Here is a 13,386-nt window from a genome sequence, read left to right as displayed (position 1 = left end):
ATCATAGTTTTATAAATGCTTACGATTTCTGCTCTTTGCTAAAGTTAATGACATTGTGCTTTTGCAGGGTTTGCTATGGATGTTTTTTGAGGGATGATTGCTCAGATACGCTCCGGGTCGCTGACTGGTACCTGTTTCGAAGCAGCAGATCAGACATAGATGCTGTGATTTGAAATGATGCTGCAGGAAGAGGTGGAATTACGCAAGATGCTTCCGGAAGTGTTCTATGACAGCAACGGATTCTGCACTGACAGGTTTCGGAACAGCGGATGGTTTTGCAAGAAAATAGCCCTGCAGGAGATCAACATCCAGTTCCAGTACCTTCAAAAGTTCAGCTGGAGTTTCCAGACCCTCGGCAATGATTTTCATGCCTCTTTGATGTGCATAGGAAACAATATTTTCTACGATCTGCTGCTTGTCCGGATCGGAGTCGATATCGCGGATGATGGAAAGATCCAGCTTGATATACGCCGGTGCAAGCTCCAGAAGCGTTTTTTCATTGCTGTAGCCGCTGCCGTAGTCATCCAGGGCAAATACACCGGAAAATCCCGGCATCTCACGTTTTTTCAACAGAGCTGTAAGATCCTGTGAATCCTCCTCTGTGATCTCGATGACAATCCGATCCTGAAGAAAGCTGTATTGTTCGACGTAAGCCACTGACTCATCGTGATTCATGTATTGGCTTGCAATCGAATTGACAAAGAGAAGCTCATCACCGCGTATCTGATGGGTGGAGAGGAATGTGGCATAGGATTTTGCAGAGAGAAACATAGTCAGACGTTCTATTTCATGCAGGCACTCTTCCTCGTGAGCCAGCTGCAGGATCTGATCCGGACGAGTAAGTGCCGGGAGATTTCCGCGCATCAGCGCCTCGTAGGCGTAGATACTGCCGTCCGCAGCGGAAACAATTGGCTGGAAGTAATACGTAAACAGCTCTTCATTCAACATTTTATGGAACAGGCGGCGCATCTCGGTTTCCTTTGCGTTTTTTGTAAAAAGCTCCAGATCGAATTCGGTAATGTACCCTTTTTCTGCTTTCTTTACCTGGTACATTGCGAAATCCGCATATTTTTTCAGCGTAGACAGATCTGTACTGTTTTCCGGATACCAGGAAACTCCGCCGGAAAGGCGAAGGGGCAGTTTACGACCACTTGGCAGCTCCAGGGCTGTATTTGAAACCGCAAGGGAAAGATTCTGCAGAAGTGCTCGAATTTCTTCCTGCGATTGGTAGCCGTAGAACAGAAGATTAAATTCATCGCCGGAAATACGGGCACAGAGCGTTTTAGCCGGCACAGAGGAGATAAAACACTGTCCTGCCTGCCGGATATAGGCATCGCCCCAGTCGTGGCCGAAGGTGTCGTTGGTGCGTTTTAGATTGTCAAGGTCGATCATCAGAAGGGCAGCGTGACCGAGAACTTCCGAATGCTCAAAAAGAGCTTCACTTTCCCGCTGAAACGCGCGTCGATTGTAGAGACCGGTCAATGCATCGTAATCACGCTCGTGCTCTATGCGCTGCCGTTCCAGCATAACGGAGGTAAAATCTTCGACAAGTCCGATCTGCGCATAGCCCTCGCGGGAGGTCTCCATACGGATGTAGCGGATTGTTCCGTCAGAAAATGAAATTTCATACACCTTAGAATGCCCGACCCATACGGTATGAGAATGTGTCTGGTCAAATTCACGCAGCATCTGCTGGAAATACCGGGTGGAAAGCCCGGAGACATCTTCAGATGGAAGGTTGAGCATGGGAAAAAAGTTCTTTGTGACATAGACCGTGTTGAGATCAAAACGCATCTCATAGCCACCCAGTTCAATACTTGCCATTTCCATGATACGCAGGAATTTTGTGGAGGTTGTCAGAATAATGTGGATACTGCCGTCATCGGAAAAGTCACCTTCTTCCAGGTAATTGGGAAGATAGGCAGCCTTTTCTTTCTCTGTAAGATAAGGGGAAAGATCAACGACCTGTCCCATCTGCTCAAGCGTATAGGCGGTATCGGCGTAGGCGGAAAAAATATTTGGCATGGCAAGGGCACCAACCCTTCCTTTGGCGGCATCGAGAACATTTTTTCCAGGTCATTGATGCTGCCCTGACTGGAGGCTTCGACCGTAATATGCTCTTTTTTTCCGATCGTTGTATTGAATTCCTCAACAAGACATTCAAAGGAAGCTAACTGATCTCCGTTGTAATACGTCCATACGGTCAGCGTAACGGGTTTGTTGGAGGCGCGGCATCCGCCAAGAAGCGATACAGCGAGAATAGAACTCAAAAGAAAGGTTGTGACTTGATTTGAAAGAATTATAACATAAAGGAACAGGAGCCGCAATCGAAATTAAGCCGTGGAACAGAAAAGTTGTTACAGTTCACTGGTTCCCAGCGAACTGTAACATTCGCAGCCCTCATTTAAAGTTTTGCTTCGCAAAAGGAGGGCTGCTCACGCCTGAATCACTTTCTTACGCAGCGAAACAGCAAGTGTTTCACTGCTGAGTGAACAGTAACGAAAAGTTACCTGTTGTTTGCCGGGTACCGGTGAAGTGTAATGCAGCAGGAAAGAATCCGGTAAAGGAAAAAAGCTCCGCCGGAAAAAAAGGTGGTATTTCCGGTGGAGCTCTGTGAAAAAAGTGATCAGAATTTTACTGATGATAATAAGAGAGGAAGTCGGTGATCTTTTCAACCGCATCCTTTAAAACTTCAATTCGCGGCAGGTAAACAACGCGGAAGTGATCCGGCTGTCCCCAGTTGAAGCCGCCGCCGTGGACGATCAGAAGTTTTTTGTCGCGCAGCAGATCGAGAGCAAATTTTTCGTCGTTTGTGATATTGAACTTTTTCGTGTCAATTTTCGGGAACATATAGAACGCAGCTTTTGGTTTGACTGCGGTGATACCCGGAATATCGCAGAATGCCTTGTAAACGTATTCGCGCTGCTCGTAAATCCGTCCGCCCGGAACGATGTAGTCGTTGACACTCTGGTGGCCGCCAAGAGCGGTCTGGACAACGGACTGTGCCGGAACATTGGAGCAGAGACGCATGTTGGAGAGCATTTTGAGCCCTTCAATATAGTCCTTTGCGATAGCTTTATTTCCACTTAAGATCATCCAGCCGATACGGAAGCCTGCGATCATGTGCGATTTGGAAAGACCACTGAAGGTGACACAGAACAGATCCGGTGCGAGGGATGCAATAGAAACATGCTCGAGACCGTCCATGACGAGCCGGTCATAAATTTCATCGGAAAAGATGATCAGTTGATGTTCTCTGGCAAGCTCGACAATCTGCTGCAGTACCTCTTTCGGATAGAGTGCACCGGTCGGGTTATTCGGATTGATGATAACAATCGCTTTTGTGCGGTCGGTGATTTTTTTTCGCATATCATCGATGTCCGGATACCATTCGGACTGTTCGTCGCAGATGTAGTGGACGGCTTTTCCGCCGGCCAGCGTTGCGCAGGCAGTCCAGAGAGGGTAATCCGGGGATGGGATGAGGATTTCATCCCCGTCATCCAGAAGAGCGGACATACAGAGGTTGATCAGCTCACTGACGCCGTTTCCTGTATAAATATCATCAATAGAAACATTTGGCAGTTTCTTTAACTGTGCGTATTGCATGATTGCTTTTCTTGCGGAGAAAAGTCCCTGGGAAGGAGAGTAGCCCTCACAGTCGGTAAGCTGATGACTCATATCATAGATGACCTCATCAGGAGTACGGAAACCAAAAGGAGCCGGATTTCCAATATTCAGTTTCAGAACCTGTGTGCCGCACGCTTCCATGCGGTTTGCTTCTTCTACGACAGGTCCGCGGACATCATATAAGACATTGTCGAGTTTCGATGATTTTTTAAATTCTCGCATAGGGGAACCTCCTGTTTTTGTCTGGGAAAGGGAAGCGGCAGATGGATCAGAAAAGGATTCTGCCGGATCGGAAACCGTATCTGCCGTATAGTTTACTGTGGAATCTTTTGCAAGCAGCCAGTCGGGATCGACCTGGAGCACATCGGCCAGAAAGTGAAGAATGTCGGAGCGCGGAACCGTTTTTCCGCTGACATACTGACTGACATGGCTTTTCCCAAGCTTCACACCGCGCCGCTGGGCCGCTCGGATCAAATCGACCTGCTTGAACTGTTTCGCCTGCATGGCCAGTTTCAGACGGTCGGAAAAGGTTTCATTTGTCATAGAAAATCTCCTTAAGATAGAATACAAAATAAAAAAAAGTTCAAAACTGTGCTTATTGTAGCATGAGCGGGAAGAAAGTTCAATAGGAAAGCTGAAATTTGTAAAAAATATTGAAAAGTTCAAAATAGAAGAAAAATAAGTTCAATTATAATATTGTCTATTCTGTACAGGTAAAGCGTTAAACCTTGCGCATTTTGTAAATTGACAAACGATGAGATTTCGGTAGAATAAAAAAATAGGATGCTATGCGTTTCTGTTGGGATCCGCCAATAGAAACGGGAGAGAAAGGAAGGAAAATGTATGGGGGAAGGTCATAAAAAATTGAATATTTCCGACTGTATGGGACTTGCGATCGGACAGATCATCGGTTCGGGCATCATGGTACTGACGGGAATCGTCATCGGTCTGACAGGACACGGCATTGCCGCAGCGTTTATTTTAGGTGCTGTGCTTGCCATTATCACCTGTGTACCGTTCATCATCCTGACGTCCGCAATCCCGTCATCAGGCGCCGGCTTTACTTACATCCGACGATTGATGGGTGAAAAAGCCGGCTTTATGTACATTGCGATGTTTGTCTTAAGCCAGGTTCTGATCGCAACGTACGCGAAAGGCTTTGCAAGCTATTTCTGCTCGATTTTTCCGCAGTTTGGCGAGTCGGCTGTCGCAATGGCAGCACTTGTAATCTGTACCGCCGTCAATCTCATTGGACTGAAATCGAGCGCACTGGTGCAAAAGGGCATGGTTGTGCTGCTGCTTTTAAGCCTGTTCTTATTTATTGTATTCGGGTTGCCCAAAGTAAGCTGGGATGCCCTGACACCGACGGTATCCAACCTGATGCCGAACGGTCCGAAGAACTTTTTCACAGGCGTGGCACTTTTGAGTTTTGCGTGCGGAGGCGCAAAATTCGTTGCGGAGAACGGAGACGATATTGTGGAGCCGTCCCGCACGATTCCAAAGGTTATCGTGCTTTCCACGAGTATCGTTGCTGTATTCTATGTGCTGATCGGTATCGTGGCAGGCGGCGTGCTTCCGGTCGAAACGGTTGCATTTCAGAATCTGACGCTTGTCGCACAGGAGATTTTTCCAACCTGGCTGTACCTGTTTTTCGTGTTCGGTGGTGCCGTATTTGCGCTGCTTACCACCCTGAACGGAACCTTGAGCTGGGTGACAAGAGGACTGCAGGCTGCCGCAAAACAGGGCTGGCTGCCGGAAAAAACCGCGGAGGAGAATAGAAACGGTGTTCCGGTGATCCTTCTGATGGTCTTTTTCCTGATGGGCGCTATTCCGATCCTTACGGGAATGGATCTGACATTGATTTCAAACATGGGTGTCGGAACCGATATGGTGACGGAATTTATGGTACTCCTGGCCTGCTGGCGTCTGCCGGATATTTTCCCGGAAGAGTATCAGAAATCTGCGTTTTGTATGAAAAAGCGGACACTTCACATTCTGCTGTTTTTCATCGGCATTCTGATGATCGGAACCTCGTATGTCAATCTGTCGGATCTTACCGTTCCAGCGGCGATCGCATGCGGCATCTATATTCTGGTGATGTTTGTTTACACGCAGGTCCGATACCCGTATGTGAAGGCAAAACAGGAAAAGAAAGAAGACAAATAAAGAAGAGAAATGGAGAAGAAACATGAGGGCAACAACAAAAGAGCAGGGCTTTTACAGCCAGATTTTTAAGCTGGTTCTGCCGATTGTGATTCAGAATCTTTTAAGCGCGGCAGTCAACTCTGCCGATGTCGTGATGCTGAACTACGTGGGACAGTCCGCTATTTCCGCGGTATCCCTGGCATCCAACTATGCAAATGTATTATTTATGGTTTATTATGGACTGGGAACAGGAGCAACACTTCTGTGTGCCCAGTACTTTGGAAAAGGCAATATGCGAGCAATTCAGACTGTCGAGGGAATCGCACTTCGATTCTCCGTCATCATCTCCGTCGTTGTGGCAGGAATTGCTTTTACCATGCCACAGATGATGATGCGTCTGTTTACAGATAATGTGGAACTGATCCGGATCGGTGCTTCGTATCTGCGCGTCATGGGTGTGACCTACCTGTGCTGGGGCATTACGGAGATCTATCTTGCGGTGCTTCGAAGCCTCGGCCGTGTGACGATCAGCATGGCGATGAATATGATGGCATTCGCACTGAACGTATTTTTCAACGCATGCTTCATTTTTGGTCTCTTCGGATTTCCGAAGCTTGGAGCAACCGGTGTTGCAATCGCAACGGCGATGTCGCGTGTCATTGAACTGATCGGCTGCGTGATTGTATCGATTATGAGTAAGGATATCAAGCTCGATCTGCGGTACATGTTCATCCGCAACAAGCTGCTGTTTTCCGATTTTGTGAAGCTGTCACTTCCGGCGCTTGGAAATGATCTTTCCTGGGGCGTTGCATTTTCGATGTATTCTGTGATCCTGGGGCATTTGGGAAGCGATGCGGTAGCGGCAAACTCGCTCGTTGTCGTTGTAAGAAATATCGGAACTGTGCTGTGCTTTGGTGTGGCAAGTGCGGGCGGTATTCTGCTTGGAAATGTTATGGGAGAAGGAAATCTGGAAAAGGCGAAGGAATATGCGTCTAAACTGCTGAAGCTGACGGTTGTTACCGGAGCTGTGGGCGGACTGGTTGTACTGGGTATCACGCCGTTTGTACTGAAGTTTGCTTCTTTAAATGAGACCGCGATGCATTATCTGAAATATATGCTGCTGATTAACACCTATTATATTATGGGGACTGCCGTCAATACAACGCTGATTGCCGGAGTATTCCGTGCCGGAGGTGACACAAAGTTCGGACTGGTCTGCGATACGATTGATATGTGGTGCTACGCGGTGCCGCTTGGATTTATTGCAGCGTTTGTCTTCAAGCTTCCTGTCCTTGTGGTTTATTTCCTGCTGTGTACAGACGAGTTTGTAAAATGGCCGTGGGTTCTGAAACGGTATAAGAGCGGACTGTGGGCAAAAAACATTACGCGGGATCATCTGTTTGAGGATGAAGAAAAAGAATAGATGATATAGAAAAAAGACATCTGCAGGGGTGAAAAATCACTTCGCCAGATGTCTTTTTCAAACACGCTCTAACTGTGCTGCAAGAGTCAAAGAAACAACAGCGGAAAGTCAGAATGGTTATAGCATAACGGATCGGAAACTGGTATGATCAGACCGTAAAAGGATAGTGCAAAAGTTTTAAAGAACGGTATATCCTTTGCTCTTTAAGCTTGCTTCTGTCTCGTATACATCCGGTACATGGAACACCATGATCGGGCAGCCGGACTCGCGGTTGAAGGAGAGATAGATATAGTCGATGCTGATATTTGTCTCAAGCAGTGTTTTCAGAAGGGAATTTAAGTTGCCCGGCTGATCAACTACCTCGACACCGAGTACATCTGTCTGGCGTGTCATGTAACCGGCAGCCTGAAGCGCCTGCTCTGCTTTATCTGGATCGGAAACGACCATGCGGACAATGCCGTATTCTGCGCTGTCGTTGTTGACGGAACCTAAAATATTGACGTCGTTTTCAAACAGAATCTGTGTGATCTGCTGCATCGTGCCTTTTTTATTTTCTGCGAAAATAGAAAGTTGTTTTAACATAATGGAGCCTCCTAAAATTGATCTCTGATTCCATTATACTGCCAAAATCAAACGCGTCAACGAATTTTGTAAAAGAAGACGAAAAAAAGGTAAAAAAGCGTATCGTTTACAGAAAATCAATAGAATAAAAGCATCAATATAAAAAAATAAAAAAAGAAATTAATGAGCGAAAAAAAGACAGAAAAGTCGGATAATAAGAGAAAATGCACAAAATACAAATAAAATATGAGAAAACGAGTGAAAAAACTTTTGCATAATGACGAAAAATGCGTTACAATAAAAGCGCTATATGTGAATTTATTATTGGGAGGTATTAGAATTATGGCAACATTTTATGCATCAAAAACAGGAGAAGTATCTGCAAGAGAAAAAGAACATTCCGCGCTGGTACGTGAACTGGCCGGTGAGTGTATGACACTTCTTGAAAACGACGGAACCCTGCCGCTTGCAGGTGCAGGAAAAGTCGCAGTTTATGGTAACGGCGTCCGCCACACGGTAAAAGGGGGTACCGGTTCCGGAGACGTTAACACAAGAACGGTTGTTACGATCGAACAGGGCTTAAAAGAGGCCGGCTTTGAAATTCTGACTGGTAAATGGCTCGATGAATATGACAAAGTGCTTGCAGATGCGCAGGCTGCATATCAGGCAGAGCTGGCAAAAAAAGCAGAGGAGCTTCACGTTCCGATTTTTGCTGTTATGTTCTCGGAAGTATTTGCACAGCCTGACGTGCCGGTAATTACCGAAAAAGAGGACACCGATACCGCTATCTATGTTCTGTCAAGAAACTCCGGTGAAGGTGCAGACCGCTATAACAGAGCATGCGATTATCTGCTCGGCGAAAACGAGCTCGCTGACATTGCCTATCTGGCAGAGCATTATGAGAAAACAGTTTTAATTTTGAATATTGCGAACCTTGTAGACACCACAGAGTTAAAGAAAATCAAAGGACTGAATGCAATTCTTCTTGCAGGACAGGCCGGAAATGCAACCGGAAACATCGTTGCAGACGTTGTTCTCGGAAAGAGCATCCCATCCGGAAAGCTGACTGATACATGGGCTGCTTCCTATGAAGACTATCCGTCCTCAAAAAATTTCAGCCACAACAACGGTGACACCAACGATGAGTATTACAGCGACGGCATTTATGTCGGCTACCGTTATTTTGACACCTTCAACGTAACCCCGAACTACTGCTTCGGCTATGGCAAAGGTTATACTGATTTTGAGACGGAAGTAAGGGACGTGGAGGCAGATGCCAAGAACGTTACCGTTACCGCATCCGTAAAGAATATTGGTGATACATTCGCCGGAAAAGAAGTCGTACAGGTTTACTATTCCGCACCGGATGGCACGATTGAGAAACCGTATCAGGAGCTTGGCGGCTTCGGAAAATCCGATCTGCTCTCGCCGGGTGAGTCCCAGACGATTACCATTTCCTTCCCGACAAAATCTATGGCTTCCTACGATGAGAAAAAAGCAGCATGGGTACTCGAGGCAGGAACGTATTACATCCGTGTCGGCAACAGCTCCAGAACAACGAAAGTAGCAGCAGCCCTGAATCTCAAAGAGACCGTTGTTACGGTTCAGGGAAAGAATCTCTTCCCGGCAGATGATGCTCCACAGGAACTCTCCAAAGCAGGCGTAACACCGTACAGCTATGAAGGTGAGGCAGAAGAAAAAGCAGCTGCAAAACAGATCGATATCTGCAGCAAATGCATCAAGACGGAGACTGTTGTCTACAGTGAGACACCGGAAGCATTCCCGGCTTATGAGGGAGAGAAGCTGACCGCGGCAGATGTAAAGAGCGGAAAAGCGACGTTAAAAGATCTCGTATCGCAGCTGACCGTAGAAGAGATGGCTGCCGTTTGCAATGGTACGGCAGACGGCCTCGGACAGGAAGGCTTTATCGGATCTTCTTCCGATATGGCGCCTGGAGCAGCGGGAGATACAACTTCCATTCTTCTGGAGGACAGAGGTATTTACAATACGATTCTTGCAGACGGTCCGGCCGGTCTTCGTCTGATTCCGCACTTTGTCGTTGATGCAGACGGAAAGATGGTATCCTCCGGAAATCCTCTGGAAGATGCGTTTAACAAAAATGAAATCGAAGTTCCGGAAGGCGGCACGGAGTATTTCCAGTACTGCACCGCAATCCCGGTAGCAGCGCTTCTTGCGCAATCGTGGAACATGGATCTGATCCGGAAATGTGGTGATATCGTCGGAAAAGAGATGGAAGAATTCCACATTTCTGTATGGCTGGCACCTGGCATGAACATTCACAGAAATCCGCTTTGCGGAAGAAATTTCGAGTACTACTCGGAAGATCCGCTGGTGGCAGGTATGTGCGCCGCAGCCGATACCAGAGGAATCCAGTCCCATGCCGGAATCGGAACCAGTATCAAGCACTTTGCAGCCAACAACCAGGAAGACAACCGTATGTACGTCAATGAGCACATCAGCGAGCGCGCAATGCGTGAAATCTATCTGAAGGGCTTTGAAATCGCAGTCAAGACAGCACAGCCGATGACGATCATGTCTTCCTACAACCTGGTAAACGGTGTGCATACTGCCAACAGCCACGACCTTCTGACCGCAGCAGCAAGAGATGAGTGGGGCTTCGCAGGTTATGTCATGACCGACTGGGGAACCTCAGAGGACATGAGCGGATTGTTCGCTTACAAATATAACCTGAAATACGGACATTCCACTTCAAGAGAGTGTGTTCTTGCAGGAAACGATCTGCAGATGCCTGGCCAGCAAGGAAACCGTCAGGAAATTGTAGCATCTGTTGCAGACGGAACTCTGCCGCTTGGACAGCTTCAGACCTGTGCGTACCGTATTCTGAATGTTGTTCTGCAGTCCCTCGCCTATGATGACTGCAAACCATATGGTGATCAGTTCGATCTCGAAGAGGCAGTTACCGTTACAAAAGCATAAAAAATCAAAAAAACATAGAAGCAGCCCCGCAGACCTTTACCATAAGGCTTTGCGGGGCTGCTTTTTGTACGGTCAAAGGAGCAAGGCTGTGACTGCAAGAGATAAGCGATTTCCGCAATCTGCAAGCCCAGCTTGGTGGCATAAAATGTAAAAAGCTCACGAAAGAACTGTAAAACTGGAGAAAAATACAGAATAAAATCGGTAAAAAAATAAAAAATAGTGAAAAATGCACAAAAAGATTGTCCATAGAGCAAATAGTGTGTTATAATGAATGCATCTATTAAAACAGGGGGATAGATTATGGCAAAAGAAATGATAGCAATGCTTCTTGCCGGAGGTCAGGGATCTCGCCTTTATGCGCTGACCGAGAAGCTTGCAAAACCGGCAGTTCCATTTGGCGGAAAATATAGAATCATCGATTTCCCACTTTCTAACTGCGTAAATTCCGGAATTGATACCGTAGGTATTCTGACACAGTATCAGCCAATGGTGTTAAATGAGTACATAGGAAACGGCCAGCCGTGGGATCTGGACCGCCTCCATGGAGGTGTTCACGTGCTGCCTCCTTATCAGAAAGCCTCAGGTTCTGACTGGTATAAAGGAACTGCAAATGCCATCTACCAGAACATTCCATTCATCGAGAGCTACGATCCGGAGTACGTCATCATCCTTTCCGGAGACCAGATCTGCAAACAGGACTACAGCGATTTCCTCCGCTTCCATAAGGAAAAGGGCGCAGAATTCAGCGTTGCGGTTATGGAAGTGCCGTGGGAGGAGGCATCCCGTTTCGGACTTATGGTAGCAGATGAAAATGACAAAATCACCGAGTTCCAGGAAAAACCAAAACAGCCGAAATCCAATCTGGCATCCATGGGCATCTACATTTTCAACTGGGATATCCTGAAAAAATATCTGATTGAGGACGAGGCAGACCCGAATTCTTCGAACGATTTCGGAAACAACATCATCCCGAATCTTTTAAAAGACGGACGCAATATGTACGCTTATCACTTCAGCGGATACTGGAAAGATGTAGGAACCATCTCCTCCTTGTGGGAGGCAAACATGGAAATCCTCGATCCGGAACACAGCGGAATCAACCTCTTTGACAATGACTGGAAGATTTACAGCCGAAACAGCGGAAAAACAGGCCATAAGATCACAGAAACCGCCGTTGTGGAAAACTGTATGATCACCGATGGCTGCCGTATTGCAGGTCATGTCAAACGTTCGATTTTGTTCTCCGGTGTAAAGGTTGCAGAGGGCGCAGAAGTAGAAGATGCCGTTATCATGGGAGGAACCGTGATCGAATCCGGAGCAGTCGTGAAACACTGTATCGTTGCGGAAAACGTTGTGATTGGCCAGAATGCCGTGGTAGGAGAAATGCCGCATGACGGTGAAAAAGGTGTTGCCACCATCGGATCCGGAATCCATATCGGTGAGCGTGCCAAAGTAGGACCAAATGCAATGGTAAATGCAAATGTAAAGGATGGTGAAGAAGAATGGTAAACGCAAATGCAGATGCACTGGGCATCATTTTCCCAAACAGCTATGATGAGCAGGTACCGGATCTGGTAAACGAGCGTCTGATGGCCTCCATTCCTTTTGCCAGCCGTTACCGCATGGTGGACTTTATTTTATCCAGCATGGTAAACTGCGGAATCGGAAATGTATCCATTATCGTCCGCAAAAATTACCATTCGCTGATGGATCATCTCGGCTCCGGACGTGAGTGGGATCTCGCCAGAAAAAAAGGCGGCTTAAACATTGTTCCGCCTTATTCCGAGAAGAAAATTCAGGTGTATTCCGGAAGAGTGGAAGCACTGGCAAATGTTCTCGATTTCCTGAAATGGCAGAAAGAAAAATATGTTGTTATGGCAGACACCAACATTGCCTGCAATTTTGATTTCAAAGAGATGCTGAATCAGCATATCGAAAGCGGCGCAGATGTTACTGCAGCTTATACCAAGCAGCCGATTCCGGAAGGCGTCAGAAGCTCTTACGAGAAAACCAATTATCTGCACTACACCTTCTCCATGGCAGGACAGAAGATCAGCAAGATCTTTGTAAACTCGGAGGAAAACGGAGTACAGAATGTATCGATGAATATCTACGTGATGGAGCGTCAGCTTCTGATCGACGAAATCAAAAAAGGTTTTGTCCTTGGAAATAAATTCTTTGAGCGTGATGTCCTGGCACCGCAAACGGAGAAACTGAACATTCAGGGATATGAGTTTACCGGTTATCAGGCAAGAATCGATGATATGAAGAGCTATTTCGATGAGAACATGAAGCTTTTAAAAGATGAAAATCTGGATAGCCTCTTCTTGGGAAACCCGATCTATACTAAAGTCCGCGATGACAATCCGACCCGTTATATCAACGGATCAAAAGCGAAAAACGTGATGGTAGCAGACGGCTGTGTGATCGAAGGCGAAATCGAAAACAGCATTTTGTTCCGTGGTGTCAAGGTAGCCAAGGGAGCAAAAGTAAAGAACTGCATTCTGATGCAGGATACTGTGATTGAAGCAGGCGCTGAGATTGAGTACGTTGTTTCTGATAAATACGTTACGGTATCTGAGGGAAAACAGCTCAAAGGAACCGATTCCTTCCCGGTATTTATTGCGAAGGATCAGGTGGTATAAAGAAAAGAATAGAATGAAATAGAAATA

At 46.7% G+C, this 13,386-nt stretch carries 8 protein-coding genes; 5 read left to right on the top strand and 3 right to left on the bottom strand.

The genetic code is table 11. The annotated features are described in order from the left end of the window. Positions 1-198: 198 nt before the first annotated feature. Both DWX32_RS08375 and DWX32_RS08370 read right to left on the bottom strand, forming a co-directional pair. The gene (locus DWX32_RS08375; RefSeq protein WP_118659630.1) at positions 199-2,025 is read right to left on the bottom strand and encodes a bifunctional diguanylate cyclase/phosphodiesterase; all 1,827 of its coding nucleotides are present in this window, start codon (positions 2,023-2,025) and stop codon (positions 199-201) included. A gap of 609 nt (positions 2,026-2,634) precedes the next feature. Beyond that, positions 2,635-4,170, bottom strand: a complete 1,536-nt coding sequence (locus DWX32_RS08370) for an aminotransferase class I/II-fold pyridoxal phosphate-dependent enzyme (protein ID WP_022461457.1) — start codon at positions 4,168-4,170, stop codon at positions 2,635-2,637. A 300-nt stretch (positions 4,171-4,470) separates the two neighbouring features. Here DWX32_RS08370 and DWX32_RS08365 point away from each other — a divergent pair, with 300 nt between their 5' ends. Continuing rightward, complete coding sequence (locus DWX32_RS08365; protein WP_118659628.1) at positions 4,471-5,793, top strand: APC family permease; 1,323 nt, start codon at positions 4,471-4,473, stop codon at positions 5,791-5,793. A 22-nt stretch (positions 5,794-5,815) separates the two neighbouring features. After that, positions 5,816-7,195, top strand: a complete 1,380-nt coding sequence (locus DWX32_RS08360) for an MATE family efflux transporter (RefSeq protein ID WP_118659626.1) — start codon at positions 5,816-5,818, stop codon at positions 7,193-7,195. 177 nt (positions 7,196-7,372) lie between these two features. Here the strand turns inward: DWX32_RS08360 and DWX32_RS08355 are convergent, their stop codons facing one another. Then, positions 7,373-7,777: an amino acid-binding protein gene (locus DWX32_RS08355; RefSeq protein ID WP_117801750.1), complete on the bottom strand. Its 405-nt coding sequence runs from the start codon at positions 7,775-7,777 to the stop codon at positions 7,373-7,375. A 321-nt stretch (positions 7,778-8,098) separates the two neighbouring features. Between DWX32_RS08355 and DWX32_RS08350 the strand changes: the two genes are divergently transcribed. The 3 genes from DWX32_RS08350 to glgD all read left to right on the top strand — a co-directional run bounded on the left by DWX32_RS08350 (position 8,099) and on the right by glgD (position 13,359). Continuing rightward, positions 8,099-10,714, top strand: coding sequence for a glycoside hydrolase family 3 protein (locus DWX32_RS08350; RefSeq protein ID WP_118659624.1), 2,616 nt, complete (start codon positions 8,099-8,101; stop codon positions 10,712-10,714). 300 nt (positions 10,715-11,014) lie between these two features. Beyond that, positions 11,015-12,223 (top strand): glucose-1-phosphate adenylyltransferase, encoded by a 1,209-nt coding sequence (locus tag DWX32_RS08345; protein ID WP_022461389.1) that lies wholly within the window; start codon positions 11,015-11,017, stop codon positions 12,221-12,223. Further along, complete coding sequence (gene glgD / locus DWX32_RS08340; RefSeq protein ID WP_055227642.1) at positions 12,217-13,359, top strand: glucose-1-phosphate adenylyltransferase subunit GlgD; 1,143 nt, start codon at positions 12,217-12,219, stop codon at positions 13,357-13,359. Before DWX32_RS08345 ends, glgD begins: the two co-directional genes overlap by 7 nt. Positions 13,360-13,386: the final 27 nt, after the last annotated feature.

Source organism: Blautia sp. AF19-13LB (assembly GCF_003479105.1).
GTDB lineage: Bacteria > Bacillota > Clostridia > Lachnospirales > Lachnospiraceae > Fusicatenibacter > Fusicatenibacter saccharivorans.
This window is presented reverse-complemented; position numbering and strand designations above follow the sequence as displayed.

What these genes read in the sequence shown, in the direction of transcription:
- DWX32_RS08370 (WP_022461457.1), bottom strand. Translation starts at nt 4,170, where the DNA reads ATGACAAATGAAACCTTTTCCGACCGTCTGAAACTGGCCATGCAGGCG.
- DWX32_RS08350 (WP_118659624.1), top strand. Translation starts at nt 8,099, where the DNA reads ATGGCAACATTTTATGCATCAAAAACAGGAGAAGTATCTGCAAGAGAA.
- DWX32_RS08360 (WP_118659626.1), top strand. Translation starts at nt 5,816, where the DNA reads ATGAGGGCAACAACAAAAGAGCAGGGCTTTTACAGCCAGATTTTTAAG.
- glgD (WP_055227642.1), top strand. Translation starts at nt 12,217, where the DNA reads ATGGTAAACGCAAATGCAGATGCACTGGGCATCATTTTCCCAAACAGC.
- DWX32_RS08355 (WP_117801750.1), bottom strand. Translation starts at nt 7,777, where the DNA reads ATGTTAAAACAACTTTCTATTTTCGCAGAAAATAAAAAAGGCACGATG.
- DWX32_RS08365 (WP_118659628.1), top strand. Translation starts at nt 4,471, where the DNA reads ATGGGGGAAGGTCATAAAAAATTGAATATTTCCGACTGTATGGGACTT.
- DWX32_RS08345 (WP_022461389.1), top strand. Translation starts at nt 11,015, where the DNA reads ATGGCAAAAGAAATGATAGCAATGCTTCTTGCCGGAGGTCAGGGATCT.
- DWX32_RS08375 (WP_118659630.1), bottom strand. Translation starts at nt 2,025, where the DNA reads ATGCCAAATATTTTTTCCGCCTACGCCGATACCGCCTATACGCTTGAG.